Annotated in this window: 16 protein-coding genes; 3 read left to right on the forward strand and 13 right to left on the reverse strand. The window is 60.0% G+C overall.

The features are described 5' to 3' along the window. Positions 1 to 61 precede the first annotated feature (61 nt). Genes OOF89_RS10865 through OOF89_RS24755 form a run of 10 tightly spaced genes read right to left on the reverse strand, consistent with a single transcriptional unit; the run spans position 62 to position 10,927 of the window. A complete protein-coding gene (locus OOF89_RS10865) occupies positions 62 to 907 on the reverse strand; it encodes an SDR family oxidoreductase (RefSeq protein ID WP_266076011.1) in 846 nt (281 codons plus the stop codon). 37 nt (positions 908 to 944) lie between these two features. Then, on the reverse strand, positions 945 to 1,373 hold the full coding sequence (locus OOF89_RS10870; protein WP_266076013.1) for a DUF5791 family protein: 429 nt from the start codon (positions 1,371 to 1,373) through the stop codon (positions 945 to 947). Next, positions 1,342 to 4,470: a DUF7286 family protein gene (locus tag OOF89_RS10875; RefSeq protein WP_266076015.1), complete on the reverse strand. Its 3,129-nt coding sequence runs from the start codon at positions 4,468 to 4,470 to the stop codon at positions 1,342 to 1,344. The genes OOF89_RS10870 and OOF89_RS10875 overlap by 32 nt, the downstream gene beginning before the upstream one ends. Further along, positions 4,467 to 5,315 (reverse strand): DUF7284 family protein, encoded by an 849-nt coding sequence (locus OOF89_RS10880; protein ID WP_266076017.1) that lies wholly within the window; start codon positions 5,313 to 5,315, stop codon positions 4,467 to 4,469. Before OOF89_RS10880 ends, OOF89_RS10875 begins: the two co-directional genes overlap by 4 nt. Continuing rightward, on the reverse strand, positions 5,315 to 5,737 hold the full coding sequence (locus OOF89_RS10885; protein ID WP_266076019.1) for a DUF7285 family protein: 423 nt from the start codon (positions 5,735 to 5,737) through the stop codon (positions 5,315 to 5,317). Before OOF89_RS10885 ends, OOF89_RS10880 begins: the two co-directional genes overlap by 1 nt. After that, positions 5,715 to 6,185, reverse strand: a complete 471-nt coding sequence (locus OOF89_RS10890; RefSeq protein ID WP_266076022.1) for a DUF7283 family protein — start codon at positions 6,183 to 6,185, stop codon at positions 5,715 to 5,717. The genes OOF89_RS10885 and OOF89_RS10890 overlap by 23 nt, the downstream gene beginning before the upstream one ends. A gap of 32 nt (positions 6,186 to 6,217) precedes the next feature. Beyond that, positions 6,218 to 7,930 (reverse strand): type II secretion system protein, encoded by a 1,713-nt coding sequence (locus tag OOF89_RS10895; RefSeq protein ID WP_266076024.1) that lies wholly within the window; start codon positions 7,928 to 7,930, stop codon positions 6,218 to 6,220. Then, positions 7,927 to 9,849: an ATPase, T2SS/T4P/T4SS family gene (locus OOF89_RS10900; protein WP_266076025.1), complete on the reverse strand. Its 1,923-nt coding sequence runs from the start codon at positions 9,847 to 9,849 to the stop codon at positions 7,927 to 7,929. Before OOF89_RS10900 ends, OOF89_RS10895 begins: the two co-directional genes overlap by 4 nt. Before the next feature lie 26 nt (positions 9,850 to 9,875). Beyond that, a complete protein-coding gene (locus tag OOF89_RS10905; RefSeq protein ID WP_266076026.1) occupies positions 9,876 to 10,403 on the reverse strand; it encodes a DUF7311 family protein in 528 nt (175 codons plus the stop codon). Next, positions 10,400 to 10,927, reverse strand: a complete 528-nt coding sequence (locus OOF89_RS24755; RefSeq protein WP_456071278.1) for a DUF7310 family coiled-coil domain-containing protein — start codon at positions 10,925 to 10,927, stop codon at positions 10,400 to 10,402. The genes OOF89_RS10905 and OOF89_RS24755 overlap by 4 nt, the downstream gene beginning before the upstream one ends. On the opposite strand from OOF89_RS24755, the gene OOF89_RS10915 reads away from it, so the two are divergent. Beyond that, positions 10,926 to 12,002 (forward strand): tubulin/FtsZ family protein, encoded by a 1,077-nt coding sequence (locus tag OOF89_RS10915; protein WP_266076029.1) that lies wholly within the window; start codon positions 10,926 to 10,928, stop codon positions 12,000 to 12,002. The genes OOF89_RS24755 and OOF89_RS10915 overlap by 2 nt on opposite strands. Before the next feature lie 11 nt (positions 12,003 to 12,013). On the opposite strand, the gene OOF89_RS10920 is transcribed toward OOF89_RS10915, so the two are convergent. Further along, the gene (locus OOF89_RS10920; protein WP_266076031.1) at positions 12,014 to 13,180 is read right to left on the reverse strand and encodes a pyridoxal phosphate-dependent aminotransferase; all 1,167 of its coding nucleotides are present in this window, start codon (positions 13,178 to 13,180) and stop codon (positions 12,014 to 12,016) included. 127 nt (positions 13,181 to 13,307) lie between these two features. Here OOF89_RS10920 and OOF89_RS10925 point away from each other — a divergent pair, with 127 nt between their 5' ends. After that, positions 13,308 to 14,204, forward strand: a complete 897-nt coding sequence (locus OOF89_RS10925; protein WP_266076033.1) for a 1,4-dihydroxy-2-naphthoyl-CoA synthase — start codon at positions 13,308 to 13,310, stop codon at positions 14,202 to 14,204. 239 nt (positions 14,205 to 14,443) lie between these two features. Here the strand turns inward: OOF89_RS10925 and OOF89_RS10930 are convergent, their stop codons facing one another. Further along, positions 14,444 to 14,602, reverse strand: coding sequence for a hypothetical protein (locus tag OOF89_RS10930; protein WP_266076035.1), 159 nt, complete (start codon positions 14,600 to 14,602; stop codon positions 14,444 to 14,446). Between the two features lie 4 nt (positions 14,603 to 14,606). Continuing rightward, entirely contained in the window at positions 14,607 to 15,179 is a 573-nt protein-coding gene (locus tag OOF89_RS10935; protein WP_266076037.1) for a GNAT family N-acetyltransferase, read from the reverse strand. A 214-nt stretch (positions 15,180 to 15,393) separates the two neighbouring features. On the opposite strand from OOF89_RS10935, the gene OOF89_RS10940 reads away from it, so the two are divergent. Beyond that, positions 15,394 to 16,152, forward strand: a complete 759-nt coding sequence (locus OOF89_RS10940) for a DNA-directed RNA polymerase subunit epsilon (RefSeq protein WP_407661608.1) — start codon at positions 15,394 to 15,396, stop codon at positions 16,150 to 16,152. The last annotated feature ends 11 nt before the right edge of the window (positions 16,153 to 16,163 follow it).

Genomic DNA, 16,163 nt, shown 5'->3' on the forward strand with positions numbered 1-16,163 from the left:
CTCCGAGTTGTCGATATGCGGTGCCAAGAACTTTTCCCAACGGTAACAGATGTCAGACGTTTCAGCCCTCTCGATACGCCGAAATCGCATCCGCATACCCATCACGATACGTTGGATACCGGAATCGATAGCCCAACTGTCGGAGTTTTTCGTTCGAGCACCGTTTGCTCGAACGCGCACGCTCGCTCGTTGCTGCTCCTTTTGTCGGCTTATCGACACCACATCGGTCCGCGAGCCACTCCGCGAGTGTTGGTTTCCAAATCGGTTCGTCGTCGGATACGAGCACGATTTCGTCCCGTGCGTTATCGGAATTCAATAGAAACCGAATCGTTCCCGCGGCATCTTCTCTGTGAATCAGATTTAGGTATCGCTCCGATACCGGCCCGTCCAGATACCGCTCCAACCGGTACCGGTTCGGGCCATACAGCCCGGCGAATCGAGCGATCGTCCAGTCTACTGCGCTCTCCTCGCGGACGATTCGTTCGGCTTCGACGAGAATTTCCTGTCGTTCGGATTTCGGTTCCAGTGGCGTCGATTCGTCAACCCATGCCCCGTCTCGGTCGCCGTACACCCCAGTGCTCGATGTGTAGATGATTCGCTCCGGGGATGCGTCTCGACCCGCAAAATGCGTGAGTGCTGTTCGAAGTCCATCCACGTAGGCGTTCCGTGCGTTGTCGGAACTGCGGCCGCCTGCACTGACAGCGTAGACGAGGGCGTCAGCGTCGGGGACCGCCGACAGGGACGTTTCGTCGGTCACGTCCGCCCGAACTCCGTTGAATCCCTCGTTTTCGATCGCCCGTATTCCGTCCGCGGACCGTCGGACGCCGAACACGTCGTGTCCCGATGCCGTCAGCTGACGACCGAGTTCGAGACCGACGTACCCACAGCCGAGAATTACGACGTTCATGGATTGCCTTCGGCCGGGTGATGGATAACTTCGCCGTCTATCGGTCGTTTCGGCTGGCGATGAAATGGTGAATGAGGGCGTACTCTTCGAGCGTCATCGGCGCTCGCCCTTCGATTTTCTGCTGGATTGCGCGGGCACCGAGGTCGCTGTCGAGGCTGGACGCCAGTGTGTCCACGTCGAGTAGTCCAGTCGTCATTCCCATCAACAGGTGGTCGCGTACTTCGAGCAGGATGGTGTCCTTCGGTGGAGCGTCTCCGGTGGCAAGGATTGCAGCGGCGTCTTCCAGCGTGAGTTCCGGTTTCCCGCCATCCGCAACGGACTCGACCGCGAGACGGTCGAGGTCCGTCGCCGCGACCACGTCGTCAACGCCGACCGATTCGATGGTTTCCGCGAGTTCGCTGACATACTGGGTGTGTACCTCCTCCGGGGTCAACTCACCGGGATTGTCTATCTCGTCGTAGAGCATGATCGTCACGAAGGGTGCGCAAGTCAAATGGGTTGTTACTCCGGTTCGACCATCCGGGCGACCGTTCGTCCGCATCTCCGTTTACGTCGCCGACGCCCGCTTTCCCCGGTGGCACTGCGATGACGACCGTCGTCCACGTGTCGAACGAGATGGGTGTCGTCCGGCCCAACAGTTCCGTCGCTCCGTCGTCATCGACATCCATTCGAACGGGTCGTGTCCGCCGGACGTACGCCACCGATGCACCCGGTGAGACAGGCGATCCTTGTCGCGCTCGAACCGTAAACTGGGCATACGTGCCCGACACGTCTACCTGCCACACGTTGACCGTCGCGTACCAGTAGCCGGGAACTGGTGCGACCGGGAGTCCAGCCGCGAGGGAGGACATCGTCTCGCTGACCCACTTCCGTTGGGCGACCTCGACACCCTTCTCTATCGCTTGCTTCGTCAGTCGCTTCGTTTCGTATTCGACGATTCGACGGACCGTCTTCGTCGCGGGGTCGACTATGGACCCTTTCACGCCACCCGTCTCCGAGCGCGCCCTTTCGAGACCACTTTGGACTTGGAGGGCAAGTTCGTCGCGTTGCATCCGTGTCCACTGTTCCGATGGACCGTTCCGCAGTTCCTCGATTTCCAACGCGATCGGTCGTGCCGCGGAGCCATTCGAGAGTGCGAGCGCACGGCCTGCGGTCGTATCCCACCGTGCGAGACCGCGACGAACGGCAATTCGTCGCTCCTGCCGCGTTGTGCCCGTCGGTTCGAGCGAGTCGATGAGGGTTCGCTCTACGTCTTCGATCGATTTTCGTACCGAAATCTGGACCTCGTCTCGCTGTCGGCGTAACGTTTCGTTTTCGATTGCAGAAAGCGTCGTATTTGCGGCACGGAGCGTGAGCGCACCGTTTCTGAGGCTCACTCGTTTTTCCTTCCTCGCGTCCGGAAGTAGTGAAACGATTCCGTCCGCCACGTCCGACGAGGGTACCGCGAACACGTTGATATTCCGCGCGGACATCGGATGCACTCGCTCACCTCGTGGAACTGTCGAAACGTGGTCGTGTCCGACTGCGGAGAGCGTGAGATACGCGGGGTCACCATCGACGCTGAGATTCGTCGGCGCACCAGGTCCGGCCGTCGGAAGGGGATTTCGAGTCGGTCGTTCGACTCGTTTCCGTGCTTCCAGAACTTTCCGTACTCGGTCGAGTGGCACACCGGTCACGTCACGGATTGCCGAACTGTACCCCTGCTGTGTCCGTCGAGTCAGTTCTGCCCGGACGTCGAGGCGATCGAGAACACGCTTTACGTACGCTGTCCGAACCGCATATCGCGCTCGCTCCGCTGCGCTGTCGTAAGTCGAAGGTGCGTTCACCAACTCGCCGCGGTGTGCTCGAACCGTCCGCGCAAGTGCCGCCGCGGGATTCGTCTTGCCGCTCCCGACAGCACCGCGAGAAACCGTCACGGAGAGGTTTCGGATCTCGTTACAGAGTCCGCGAACATCGCTATATACCCACGACCGAAGGCCCTTCGGAACTCGACCCTGTTCCGTTTTCGGACGCGTATCGAGTGTTCTATCGACAGCGCGGCGCGCGAGTCGCTCGGGACCACCGCCGTCCGAAATGAGTCGAGAGACGGCTTTTCGCTCGATATCAGCGAGATTCGCCCCGGAAAATCGACCTCCCGGTCGGTGTGCAGTAGGCAATGGTCGAGTCGGTGCCGTTTCGGTCGTCGTATGGTCGCCCGCAACACCGAGCGAAACGATGAATTCGTCCGTCCATTGACCGGTCGTTCGTTTCGTCCGGTTGTCCCGTTTCCATTGACGAATCGCGACGTGCGTTCGTTGGACGCGCCGAGCGTCGCTCCAGAGGAGGTGCCACCCTTCGATCGTTTCGGGTTCGTTACCCTCCGCCTTCTCGACTACGACCCGCGTTTCCGTCCGCTGCTCGACGAGCGTCCAATTTTTCCCCGGTGATCGTGATCTTGGGCGGGATTCGTCGCGAACGTTCCGGACACTCGCCACGGGCCGAACGGTCACTCGGTAGCCGGAGTCGACGGCGGCGTCGAACGCACTCTGTTCGTCGTTCTCGATAATGTCGAGCAGTGCCTTCTCTGCCGACTCGTTTACGCCGACGATCATTCCATCGTTGGGTGTCCGAGTCATGTTCGATGGATCGGAGATGGTGGTCGGTTCGTCGCGCAATCCTCCGGTGGTTTCGAGTACAGTGTCGGCCCACAGCGTCCCGTGTTTCGTCGTCGGTATCAGGACGTCGGCCACGCCAACCTGGGCCGTCGCTCGTCGAAGACCATGCCGTCCGGCAGGGTCACTTCGACCGAATGCGTTCCGTTGCTCTTCGAGCAGTGCCCCGTTTGTCATCAGTTCGACGTGCCGGTTTGCGAGAACATTCTCGATAGGCGCACCGCCGTACTGAGCGTATCCTCGTGCCCACGTCGTAGCGTAGAGTCGAGCGGTGAGCCGCCGTCCCAGGCCGGGTTTGAACGGGTCGCGATCGAGCCGTCGCTCGAACTCCTGTACTCGTTCGTGAAGTGCGAGCACCGGTGTCTCCACGACTAGCGTCATATTTCGAGATGCTCGTGCGACGACCGACTCGCCCCGATATGCCTGTATTGAAACGTTTTCGATGCGAACGCGGAGTCCTGATTCGGTTGCCGTTCCGACGGGGGCGATGTGAACGCGACGTACTGCTTGCCGAAGCGCGCTCGCGTTCGGTGTCGGTGCGAGCGAGGCACTCGCCCGCACGTCACCGACGTGTGCGGATGTGGCGCGGAGTTCGTTTCGCGCGGAAAGATAGATTCGAAGCCGCAAGTACGCGCGAAACGGTTCGGAACCATTCACGACGTTCCCCTCGGTCGTGTTCGCTGGTCGTATCACTGGCTGGGCTGCCGCATCCCTGCTTGCTCGTTGCACTGCGCTCCGCAGTGTCGTTTGTGTACTCGCCGTAAGGCGGTCCATCGCACGTTCGACGCTCCGATCCACCGTCGGTGATTCACGCGATCCCAACGTTCCCGCGAACGTCGCACTGCCGACCAGCAACAGGACACCGACGAGGGCGAACGGAACCCGTCCCCGAGTGTCGTCTGCCAATCTCATTTCGACCACGTCCTGACCACGAGTTCGGTTCGTCCGACCGCGGCGGAGCGAGCCGCCGCGGTCGGTGCGCCGAATTGCTCCCGAAGTTCGGATTCGATTGCCGTCGTCATCGAACGAACGAGCATCCGTCTCGTCTTCATACTACCAATATCGGGGGACAACGAGTCGGGGTCGTATCGCTTTCTCAGTCGCCGACTTCGTCCTGCGACCGAATTTGCGACCGACCGACGGTCTCGAAGGGCGATTTCCGTCGAACGTTTCGGGAACAATCCGGAAACGATTCCAGTCGCGACGACACGTGCAACGTCGCGATAGCCTCCTCCCCGTGCCGCGTCGATTGCATCGTCTCGAACTCCCGGCAGTCCGCTCGGGACGGATAGAACTGTCGCGTGAACGGCGGCATCACGTGGTGGCGACTCGCCAACGGCAAACTGACCACGGATATGTGAGTTTCGATACGGCGTCCATCGAACGACGATTTGCGTGTCCGATGGTGAGCCGAGCCGTTCTTGAACCCGATTCGCCACGGATCGTTCGAATCCATCGCCCGTTCGCGTAAGTTCGACTCCTCGAACAGTCGTGTTGGAAACGGCGGCATCGGCGAGCAGTCCGGCGAGCGTATCGTGTGTCGTTCGAGGCAGTCGTCGTGATTCGGTTTGAATCGTGTAGTTCACTTGTGCTGTGCTGGTTGCGAGGACGTTCGCGGTCGATTCTGTATTCGACGCTTTGTCCACTGTGTCGGGCGACTGCACATCGACGAGGACGAATGCGCTCGCACTCACCACGAGGAGACAGAGTGTCACGTCGAAAACGGAGCTTATCGCTCGCATACGGGTTTCTTTCATCACCACACCCCTATGTGAAGTCGGGCGGGACGAATTCGGCCGGGTGCGGTTCGGACGCTCACGACGGTTTCCGCGGTATCCGCGTTCGCGGGAACGGGTGGCCCCACGTGCCACCGGTTGACTGTAGTCCCGGATCGTGAACGTAGCGAGAGGGAGATGTTCAGACGCTTCCCGTCGGGTTTCGACTGCATCCCATCGGACAGCTTTCTCGGCTCTACGACGCCGTTCGAACTCGCGATTTCTCGGACATCCGAAAGTATCGTGGACGCAATATTTCGCTCCGGATTTGGCGTCGCGTCGCCCAGAACACCTGTGTAAGTGACGAGCCCAACGCACACCGCAAACACCGCGATGATTGCCGCGAGCGGTTGCGTCTGTCCTTTCTTCGACATTCGTCTGTTACCCCGAGACCAGCGTCGCATCGACTCCCTCCCACGAAACACAACGAATCAAAAGCGTGCTTTCCGCACTTTTCCACGTCGGCCGCCCGTTTTGGGCGTCCCGTGCCGCCGACCGAAATGCAGACGATGAATCGAAAAGGGTCGATGGATGTTCCCCGCGCAGCAGTCTCCAGAGCTTCGTTCCCTCCTCGATTGGCACGACAGAGTCGTGAGCAAACGTCGCGTGGGCGCTCCCGTCATCTCCACGCAACCCGAGTCCACGACGCCCGAGTTTTATTTCCCGTGCCGAAAGGGGATGTTCGGCGGTTGCTGTGTACTCACAGCCGGCTACGACATCGACGGTGTTGGCCGCACGGGTAGCGTCCGGCGGCGGTGAGGTCGGTAGTTCGGTAGCGACGCCGAATACCACGAAACTCGCCACCGTTACCCCGAGCCAGATATACCACGCATCGACAGGAGTGTCGAACATGGCCAGGATTCGGCGCGTTTTCATACTTAAACCTACGCCGTCAGGGTTCCGGCGAGCGTGAACGCGATGAGAAAGATCGCGGTTGCCGAAAGAATCGACTGACCGACTCGATAGCCGACCAGGGTCCGGTCCAATCCATGCTCCAAGCCAACCGCTACCGTCGTGAGTATCGCGGCAAGCAAGAGGACGTAGCCCCCGACCGCGAGCCCTAAGACGTCGGCCGGAAATGCACTACCGAGCGAACTTCCCGTCCCTACTGTTCCCGTCGACCCGGACATTCCTTCGGCGAGAGCCACAGTTGCTCCCGAGACGAGTGGACCAAAAATTGCTGCCGTGTGACGGAGCGTTCCCGTAACCTGCGCTAACTCTCGCCGTGCTTCACGTTCGACCTGTTGTAACTCGTCTAGATGGTCGGCCATCGATAGCACAGCCTCGCCGGCCGGGCGTCCTTCACGCGCTGAGAGTGCGAGGAGCGAGACAGCACTCCGTGCACGGGGACTGGGGACGCCCGAAAGTGCGCCGTGTTCTCCGAGAAACGACTCCCGTATGCCCCGTTGTAGCTGTCGTTGAATTCTGTTCGCCCGCTCGAACATCACACCAGTTTCGCCGGTGATTTCGTCCGTAGCAACGACGATCGCCCGTTCGACAGCGGTTCCTTCTTTCACTCGACGGCCAACGAGATACAGCGCATCCGTTACGTTCTCCTCGACGGCACGGACTCGCGTTCGAACCTGAACCGTTGGCTGAGTGGCCCCCACGAGTAACCAACCGACGAGACACCCCGTACCCGCGATCCAACGCGTCCAATGGGCGAGAACTAGCCCCGTTCCGAGAAACGCGGTACCACCGGCGAGACTACTGAGGGCCAGCACGTCCCACCATCGGTTCGGAACGTCAGGATGTGAGCGAGTCACGTCTGGCGGCGGAAACGCGACCGGTCGGTGGGTAATGAGCCAAACGCTTCCACAGACGAGTCCGAAGGGTAACACGAAATCGTACACGACGACAAGTAAGATCGGCGACACTGGAACACCGGCCGTTCGCGCCGCCGGAAGCACCGCGATCAGCGCCAGTGGAAGCAAAACGCCGAAGGCGTACATCGCAGTCGCGGGTTCCCGAATATCGCCGACGAACGCTGCCATCCGTTCCCGGGTTCCGTCGAGTATCGCGGATAGGGCACGGTCCAGTGTTCGGGCGCGCTCGCCGGATGGGGCCTCACTCGCCGCCGCGACGAGTATCATCGCACGATGAAGCGGTGGGTTCCACGTTTTCCACTCCTCGGCGAACGTCGTTACCCCCGAGTCGGGAGATCCGACCGCCCGCCGGACGTGGTCGCCGAGACTGTTCGCAAGTGGTCCATCACCGGTTCTGGCCGCGAAGGTCGCGGCGGCTTCCGCAGTTGGTTCGATCCGCATCCGGAGAACGGCTCTGGCAACGATGTCTGGTGCATCTCCGAGTGCCTGCGTTCGTTTGATTTTGGCGACGAGGACCGGTGCATGACGAATCGATATCGGGGTGAAAACCGTACCCGCAAAAAGCACACCGGCGACCGGTACCCGAACCCCTGGTGGAACCAACGCGGTCACGACGATTGCGACGAGACATACGAGTATTCCCGCACCATTTCCTGCTCGGATAACGTCGGTGCTATCGATACCGACCTCTAAAAAGCCGAGCGAGTGGTCGATGGTAGCATCGGCGGAGACCGTCCACGGGTACAGCGACGCGAGTCGCGCGAGTATCACGCCGAGTCACCGTTCATCGAGCCACCGTCCATTCGTTCTGTCGTCACTGCTACCTCCTGCTTCGACCGGGAAACCTCCGTTTCGAGGGCGGACGTTCGGGCGGCGATCGCCGCCCGAACGTCCGAATACGTTTCGGTGGAATCGGCGAGTGTGGCGACGAGGACGCTGTTTCCACGGTCGATTCGAGCGGTCGAGACGAGTTCGCCCTCGTCGAGTTCGTACAGGGATTCGAACCGGACGTCCGCCCCACTGCCGACGATTTCTTCGATGGATTTCACGCGCTTACCGCTGGTCTCGTCAGTTTCGTAGGATTCGAGGGTGATGATAAAGTCAGTCGTCGAAAACGACGACGGGGGAACACCGAGGTCGGTAACCACGCGTTCGTAGACTGCATTCCCGCAATCGCCGTGAATCGTTCCGAGAACGGCACTCCCGCTGGCACCGACTCGCATCGCCTCGTACAGGACGTTCGCCTCCTCCCCACGGACTTCACCGACAACGAGTGCCCCTTCACCCAACCGGAGCGCGGTTCGAAGGGCCTCGTCAGGGTGCAAACCCGGTTCGTCATCGGTAGTCGTCGTCCGAAGTGACTGCACATCACGCCCGTTCTGCTGTAGTGATTCGACCGGAAGTTCGGGCGTATCCTCGATAACGACGGTTCGTGTTTTGTTGGGGAGTTCCCGAAGCAGTGCGCCGAGGCAGGTTGTCTTTCCCGCCCCACGAGTTCCCGCGACGAGTCCGGCGGCGGACCGCTCGACTGCGAACGAGAGGAGACCAGCGGCATCAGCTGAAATCGTACCATTTTCGACTAACGCCGGGAGTGTCCACGTTTCGTCCGACTGAACGCGAAAGGCGAATCCGACCCCGTCGCTGACGGGGTCGGTGACGCCCGCAACACGAACGGTACTGTCACGAACGTCGGCGACGGCATCGAGAGTCGGACTTGCACGCGAGAATGCGCGGCCGCTCGTCCGCCGAAATCGGGACGCAAGCGACTCCGCACCCGCCGTCGTGAGATGGACGTTCGTCCGCATCAGTTCACCATCAACACGGACGCGAAGGGGATTGGTATCGACCGGCGCGGTCACGAACACGTCGGACACTACCGGGTCTGCGAACAGATCGGAGAAAATACCGTACTCCTGAGTGTACTTTCGGAGGGTTGTAGTGAGTTCATGGATGGGGTCGTCGGCTGTCGCAACCGTCCTGACTGCCTTTCCAGCGGCCCGTTTGCCACCCGTGACGCCCCCACTCGCGAGGAGTTCGACGGCCTGATGAAGCGTTTCGAACATGGGTTCGTCGAACGAGTTCTCCAACGGTTCGATGTGATAGGTTCGAATGTCGTCGTCGGTGTGTTCGGTCGCTTCCGTGTCGTAGTATCGAACCGTCGCGCCGGTTTCGATCGTGTACTGATCGGTCAGTCGCGCGTCGGTCGGTGGTCGAATCGCAACCCGAGATCGAGAAATGGTCGGACCGACGAACGGTCGAAACGCGGTTTCGTACCCCTCGATTCGGTGAATACCCTCCGCGAATCCGGTTTCCGCGGCGATTTTTGACACCATCCCGGCACGACCAGTTGCATCTATTCCGGCCCGAAACGGGTCGCGCCGTGCGTGTTCTGCGAGACGTTCATCGTAGAACCCGACGCGCTCGACGAATCGCCCTGCCGCGACGAAAAACGCCGCGTCGTCGCCTTCGTAGGCGTGCTCGATACCGTTTTTCCGTACCAAAATTCGGTCGGCTTCGCGTGTCACAAGGGCGTCGATGACCGTTGCTCGACAGAGAGGGTCGTCCGCGAGTCTCCCGCTTCCCGAACAACCGCTCGCATCGACGACCAATAGGTCACCGTCGAACGAGGCTTCGCAGTGACAACGGCTGTCGGAGTCGCTCCCTCGGTATTTCGCCAGTGGGTTCCACATATTCGGACGTGGCCTCGTCTTCTGATTTAAAGTTCACCGGAGCGGATGACGAGGATGACTCGCTCGCCGTGTTGTTTCACTAACAGGAGTTCGATGGTAGTATGCTCTATATCACGGATGACGAGCGGTTTCCGGTCGGGTTCGAGCCGCCAGCGATCGCTATTCTCGTTGCCACCGTTGCGCATGGCGACTCGAAGGTCGAACGGGACGTGGTAAACGTGGCGTCGTCCTCCTTCGATACGGTAGGCCAGCACATCGCCGTAGACGTCTTTTGATCGGCGAGTTCCGGGAACCCCACCGATTGCGACGTACTCTACATCGGCAACCGTTACGGATGGTGACGGAACCGAAAGCGTCACAACCCTTCGTGCGCCGCGGTCGCCGATGGACACCGCACTCTCGTCTACAAGGTCGGTCATGGCGTTTTCGAGTCGCGTCAGTTCCTGGTCTACGTGGTGGTTCGTACGAACACTCCGAGCATCGTCGATAGCGGGATAGGAGATGCTACAACAGACGACTGCGAGTACGACGGCGAGAACGGTTCGAACGCTCACAGCACCTCGCGAAGTCGTGTGAAAATGGAACCTTGCTTCGAGTTCGTTGCGACCGATCGCTCGTCTCGTTCGACCCCCACCTCGATTTCCGGCACGGGTTCCTCTGCGGACAGGTCGGACTTACGACGGGGTCCGATCGGTGGTTCACGCTGTGCCGGTGACGATTCTCGCTGGCGCGTTTCAGCCTTAGCGAGTGCGGCATCCGCACGTCGCTCCACGTCGGCGTTGACGGACCGTATCGTACCGACGTAGCCACGGATTGCTTGGACAGCGGCGTCGAGTTCGTCCAACCGGGATTCGATATCATCCACGCTCGTACTTATTTCTGACATGTTTTGACGGGTCCCACTGTCGCTCAGATCTGGAACCGGATCCCCATCAGTTAGCGCTCGCTCGACCGTACGAAGCCGTTTGTCAAGTGTTTCGTGATCGGACACGTCCGGAGTTGGTTTCATCTTTTTACTTAAAATTGATGTAACTGATGGCAGAAAATTCATTACGGGTGAATGGGTGGGCTTTGGCATGAAAGTCGTCCTGATTGGTATCGGTCAAGCCGGAGGAAAACTGACGCAGAAGCTCGTCGAATTCGACGCGAACATGGATTTTGACGCCGTTAAGGGTGCTCTGGCGGTCAACTCCGCGAGAACGGATTTGCAATCACTCGACCTCGATACGGTTCTGGTCGGACAAGAACGGGTAAAGGGTCACGGCGTCGGCGGTGACAACGAACTCGGTGCGGAAGTGATGCAAAGCGATGCGGGAGAAGTCATGAGTGCGCTCGATGGACGCATCACCGCGGAGGCAGAAGCCGTCTTCGTCGTCGCGGGACTCGGTGGCGGAACTGGGAGTGGTGGCGCGCCGGTGCTCATCCACGAACTCCAACGGATCTACGAAATACCCGTCTATGCACTCGGTGTCCTCCCCGGACGTGGCGAAGGGTCGATGTATCAAGCCAACGCCGGTCGGTCGTTGAAGACCGTCGTCCGCGAGGCGGACGCAACCCTTCTCATCGATAACGATGCGTGGCACGAATCCGGTCAAAGCGTCGGGGAAGCCTTCGACGCCATCAACCAGCAAATCGCACAACGTGTGGGTATCTTGCTCGCGTCCGGCGAGGGGGTCGAGGGGGTCGGCGAAAGCGTTGTCGATTCGAGCGAAGTCATCAACACGCTCCGTTCCGGTGGCGTCGCGGCCCTCGGCTACGCGAGCGCGGACGCGAGCGAGGAGAGCGGTGAGAACATCAACACCGTTACGAGCAACACGCGGCAGGCAATTCTCAGCAACCTGAGCGTGCCGAAAGCCACGGACGCGGATTCAGCGCTTCTCGTCGTTGCGGGGGATGCCGACAGGATCCCGCGAAAAGGTGTCGAAAAGGCACGAAAATGGCTCGAAGGGGAAACCGGAAGCCTCCAAGTTCGCGGGGGTGACTACCCGCTGGACAGTAACCGACTCGCTTCGCTCGTCCTGCTTGGCGGCGTCGAACGCTCACCGCGAATGAAGGAGTTCATGGAGCGTGCGAAGGAGGCAAACAAGCAAGAGGTGCGGAAAGAAGACCCCGCGGAGCTGTTCCAGAACGACAAAATCGACGACCTGTTCTGAGCAGGCCCTCGTCAGTATCGTTCGTTTTCGACCATCTCCTCCAGTCGGTCGAGACCGAGCTCGAGACGTTCCATGCTGTTTGCGAAACTGAGTCGAATATATCCCTCGCCAGCGTCGCCGAACGCAGTGCCTGGTGCCGTAACGACGCTGTATTCCGAGAGCAGTCGTTCGGCGACGTCTGCGCACGAACCATCGAGTTCGCTTACATCGAGAAACGCGTAAAACGCGCCGTCCGGTCGAGGACACGAGACGTGGGGGATCCCTTCGATACGATTGACCAGAAAATCGCGTCGTTTATGGAACGCGTTCTTCATCTCCCGTATCGGGTCCTGTGACCCCGTCAAAGCGGCGAGAGCGGCGTGTTGTGCGATACTTGACGGACAAGCGGTCGTGCTTTCGCCGAGGCTCGTCGCGGCTTCGACCACGTCCTCTGGGCCGACGAGCCATCCGAGTCGCCACCCGGTCATGGCGTACGTTTTCGAGCAGGAATCGACCGTCAGCAGTCCTTCAGGGTAGTCCGTGTACTCGGCGATGCGCCGGTAGTCGTCGCCGTAGGTCAAGCGAGCGTACACCTCGTCGGCGATGACGAAGGTACCGGATTCCTTTGCGGCCTCGACGACTGCGTTGACAGCGTCCTCGTCGTACACTTGACCTGTTGGGTTCGATGGTGTCGTCAAGATAACTGCGACGGTATCCCGATTCAACTGCTCGATAATACGCTCCGGATCGAGATCGAACCCGTCGTCCGCGGACAGTGGAATTTCGACTGGTTTCGCCCCCGCAAGTCGTGCCTGATTCCGGTAGTTCGGCCACGCCGGTGTCGGAATCAGCACTTCGTCACCCGGCTCTGCAATCGCGGAGAGCGTCAAAAACAATGACTCCATCGCGCCCGTCGTAACCGAAACGTGTCGCTCCGGGTCGAACGAGACACCGGTTTCGTCCGTCATTCGGTCCGCGATTGCGGTTCGTAGCGTGGGAATACCCGAACCGGATGTGTAATGCGTTGCACCGCCTCGGGCCGCCTGTTCGGCCGCGTCGATGACGTGCTCCGGCGTGTCGAAATCCGGTTCCCCGACTTCCAGTCTGACGAGGTCGCCGCCCCGTTTCTCCGCGAGTTCGAACATCACGCGAATACCCGACCGCTCGAACGCGGACGCCCGCGACGCGATTCTGGTCATGGTTCCGACCGTCGTTCGCGCGGTGCAAGTAGTTTCGCAGACCCATCGCATCTTGCCGGGTCGTGTGAGTAGACGGGGGCGAAACCGGACGGGAACCTATTAGGTCGCTCCGAATTCAGTTTTCGACATGGTATCCAAACTCTTCGACAGGGAACGATGGGAGGAAATCGGCGATTTCGATTTCCGTGATATCACGTACCACGTGGCCAAAGAAGGGGGAACGGTTCGAATCGCCTTCGACCGTCCCGACGTGCGAAACGCGTTCCGTCCGGGAACGGTGGACGAACTCTACCGAGCACTCGACCACGCAAAACGCCAGACCGACGTCGGCTGTGTGCTCCTGACCGGCAACGGTCCGTCCTCGAAAGACGGCGGATGGGCGTTCTGCTCCGGCGGTGACCAGCGCGTCCGTGGCGGTGCAGGCTACGAGTATCAGGGAGAGGACGAAGACAGCGAGGCCGCATCCGAGGCAGGACGTCTGCACATCCTCGAAGTACAGCGCCTCATCCGCCACATTCCAAAACCGGTCATCTGTGTGGTTCCGGGATGGGCCGTCGGCGGCGGCCACAGCCTCCACGTCGTCTGCGATATGACGCTCGCATCGGAGGAACATGCGAAGTTCCTCCAGACCGACCCCGACGTGGCGAGTTTCGACGGCGGGTTCGGATCGGCCTATCTCGCCAAGCAGGTCGGCCAGAAGAAGGCTCGCGAAGTCTTCTTCCTTGGGAAAACCTACTCCGCCGAGGAAGCGGCGGAGATGGGCATGGTGAACGAGGCAGTCCCTCACGAGGAACTGGAAGCGGTGGCCTTGGAATGGGCCGAGGCGATCAACTCGAAGAGTCCGACTGCGATGCGGATGCTCAAATACGCCTTCAACATGACCGATGACGGCATGATCGGCCAGCAGGTGTTCGCGGGCGAAGCCACCCGACTCGGGTACATGACCGACGAAGCCCAAGAAGGCCGGGACGCATTCGTCGAGAAACGCGACCCGGACTTCTCGGACTATCCGTGGCATTACTAAAGCCCACCTTTGACGACGGTCGCGGGCAAGCGGGACGGCGACCGCCGCAGTCCCGCTCGTTGGCTCCTCGTAAAAGCTGAGCCAAAAGCACTCCTCCTTCCCTGCTATCAGTCGTCACCCCGCTCGCTCGTCGCTCTGCTCCTCGCTCGTGAGGATGCTGGCCTTCAGTGGTTGTGTAGTATGGCTATGAGACGATAACTGGTTTCCACACCAGACACAACAAAAAGCATACAACACCCCTATCGAATTAGGTCATCAGTGCCGACTCCACCGCCGTTTCCAACCATCTCCGAACTCGTTACTTTCCTCATCGTTGCATTCGTTGTGATTCGATTCGGAGTGGCGTCTTCCTTTGGGAACCGGCGTTCCGGGAAGGCCAGTCGGTTGTTGACACTCATCGGATTACTTGCCGGACTCTACCTGTTTTTCCTCTTGTACACTCGGTTCACGGTTTATTGAATCAACCATTGCCCAGTCGAGTTGCTTCGCGTGTCGTACGGCAAAAAGGTCAAATCGCTCGTCTGCTTCTTCCCTGCTCCGTTCTAATCCGCGAGATTCGCAGAACGAGATAGCGGTTTCGTTGGGTTCGATGACGGACAATCGAATCACCTGCGTCTCCCGTTTCCGTAGTTCCTCTTCGAATCGTTCGAGCAGTTGTGTGCCGACTCCGTTCCCCCAGTAGTCTGGATGCACGTAGATTCGATAGAGGTGGAACGTTTCTTCTTGTTCTTCATCCGGCACGCCGATAACGAACCCAACGACACCGTGGTTACCCTTCGCGACGAAGAACGGACGTTCGTCGCGGTTCACGTCCGCAACGACGTTTTCGGGTGCGAACCAGGAATCGACTGTCCCTTCGACCGCCTTTTCACCCATGGTTTCGTCTTGAGCAGCGTACCACGAAACTCGGGGGACCTGTTGGACGGCGTGCGCGTCTTGCGGCGTGGTTTCCCGAATCGTCGAGGAGTCGTCCATACACGGACTTTAAAATTCATTGATAAAATCTCCCTATCTCATCGCGAACGGACTCGGTTTAAGTAGTTCTCGCGACAAGGTAAGGATATGGACGGAAAGCGGAACGGGTTCTGACTACAATCTCACACGGACATCAGCGATAGCTGTCGAAATGGTGTCTCTATTTCTTCTGCAAACCCATCTTTGAACTACCTCGCCCGAGTAGACGGGTGTGATGTACCGAGGCGATGGCGATCCGAAGACTGCCGGTTGGCAGTGGGAGTCGGAAGCGGACGCCGAGCGAAACGACCGAGAAACGCGCGTGCTAAGCCAACTCCCGGGGGATGGTGCGGTTCGGCGGGCGGACCTCCAGCGCGACCAGTCGGTTCGAAAGTGGGGGCCGGTGACGCCCAGCGCGACAGTTATCGGTCGGGCGAAATCGCCGGAAGATGACCTGAGCGACAGCATTCGTCGATTGCACGAAGAACGCCACTCCGCGATGGCCGGACACAGCAGTCGGATGCACCATCTGGACAAACTCCGGGTGAGCCACGCGCTCTGTAACGACCTCTCGCTGACGCCGTGGCAACGTGACTGCGTCCTCGGCGTCATGTCGGAACTCGATTTGACCGCCTTCGGGAGCCAACGGGCCATTCCGAAGGTCGCGCTGGTCGTCATCCGCCACATCGTCGATAGGGAGCGCGAACACCACCTCGGACTGCACGATACCGAGTGGATTCACGGACTACCGCCGGAACGACTGACCGACCTATACGACCAGTTCGAGTCGCTCACGGACGAAAACGAGTTCACGAACCTCGCGGAAAAACACGGACTCGACATCACGAGTCTGAACCGGCTCCGGCGCGTTCTCACGGCCCAACTCGACGAGCACGGACTGGAGTACGCGGTTCACGGTCGGAATCCACACCGGGACCCGAACCTGCCGAGTTCGACGAGCCGGGGCGCAACTGGTGCCGAGGCGGGGGATTGAGCACGATATCG

Origin of the sequence: Haladaptatus caseinilyticus (genome assembly GCF_026248685.1) — an archaeon.
Taxonomy (GTDB): Archaea; Halobacteriota; Halobacteria; order Halobacteriales; family Haladaptataceae; genus Haladaptatus; species Haladaptatus caseinilyticus.

What these genes read in the sequence shown, in the direction of transcription:
- OOF89_RS10865 (WP_266076011.1), bottom strand. Translation starts at nt 907, where the DNA reads ATGAACGTCGTAATTCTCGGCTGTGGGTACGTCGGTCTCGAACTCGGT.
- OOF89_RS10870 (WP_266076013.1), bottom strand. Translation starts at nt 1,373, where the DNA reads ATGCTCTACGACGAGATAGACAATCCCGGTGAGTTGACCCCGGAGGAG.
- OOF89_RS10875 (WP_266076015.1), bottom strand. Translation starts at nt 4,470, where the DNA reads ATGAGATTGGCAGACGACACTCGGGGACGGGTTCCGTTCGCCCTCGTC.
- OOF89_RS10880 (WP_266076017.1), bottom strand. Translation starts at nt 5,315, where the DNA reads ATGAAAGAAACCCGTATGCGAGCGATAAGCTCCGTTTTCGACGTGACA.
- OOF89_RS10885 (WP_266076019.1), bottom strand. Translation starts at nt 5,737, where the DNA reads ATGCGACGCTGGTCTCGGGGTAACAGACGAATGTCGAAGAAAGGACAG.
- OOF89_RS10890 (WP_266076022.1), bottom strand. Translation starts at nt 6,185, where the DNA reads ATGTTCGACACTCCTGTCGATGCGTGGTATATCTGGCTCGGGGTAACG.
- OOF89_RS10900 (WP_266076025.1), bottom strand. Translation starts at nt 9,849, where the DNA reads ATGTGGAACCCACTGGCGAAATACCGAGGGAGCGACTCCGACAGCCGT.
- OOF89_RS10915 (WP_266076029.1), top strand. Translation starts at nt 10,926, where the DNA reads ATGAAAGTCGTCCTGATTGGTATCGGTCAAGCCGGAGGAAAACTGACG.
- OOF89_RS24755 (WP_456071278.1), bottom strand. Translation starts at nt 10,927, where the DNA reads ATGCCAAAGCCCACCCATTCACCCGTAATGAATTTTCTGCCATCAGTT.
- OOF89_RS10920 (WP_266076031.1), bottom strand. Translation starts at nt 13,180, where the DNA reads ATGACCAGAATCGCGTCGCGGGCGTCCGCGTTCGAGCGGTCGGGTATT.
- OOF89_RS10925 (WP_266076033.1), top strand. Translation starts at nt 13,308, where the DNA reads ATGGTATCCAAACTCTTCGACAGGGAACGATGGGAGGAAATCGGCGAT.
- OOF89_RS10930 (WP_266076035.1), bottom strand. Translation starts at nt 14,602, where the DNA reads ATGAGTGTCAACAACCGACTGGCCTTCCCGGAACGCCGGTTCCCAAAG.
- OOF89_RS10935 (WP_266076037.1), bottom strand. Translation starts at nt 15,179, where the DNA reads ATGGACGACTCCTCGACGATTCGGGAAACCACGCCGCAAGACGCGCAC.
- OOF89_RS10940 (WP_407661608.1), top strand. Translation starts at nt 15,394, where the DNA reads ATGTACCGAGGCGATGGCGATCCGAAGACTGCCGGTTGGCAGTGGGAG.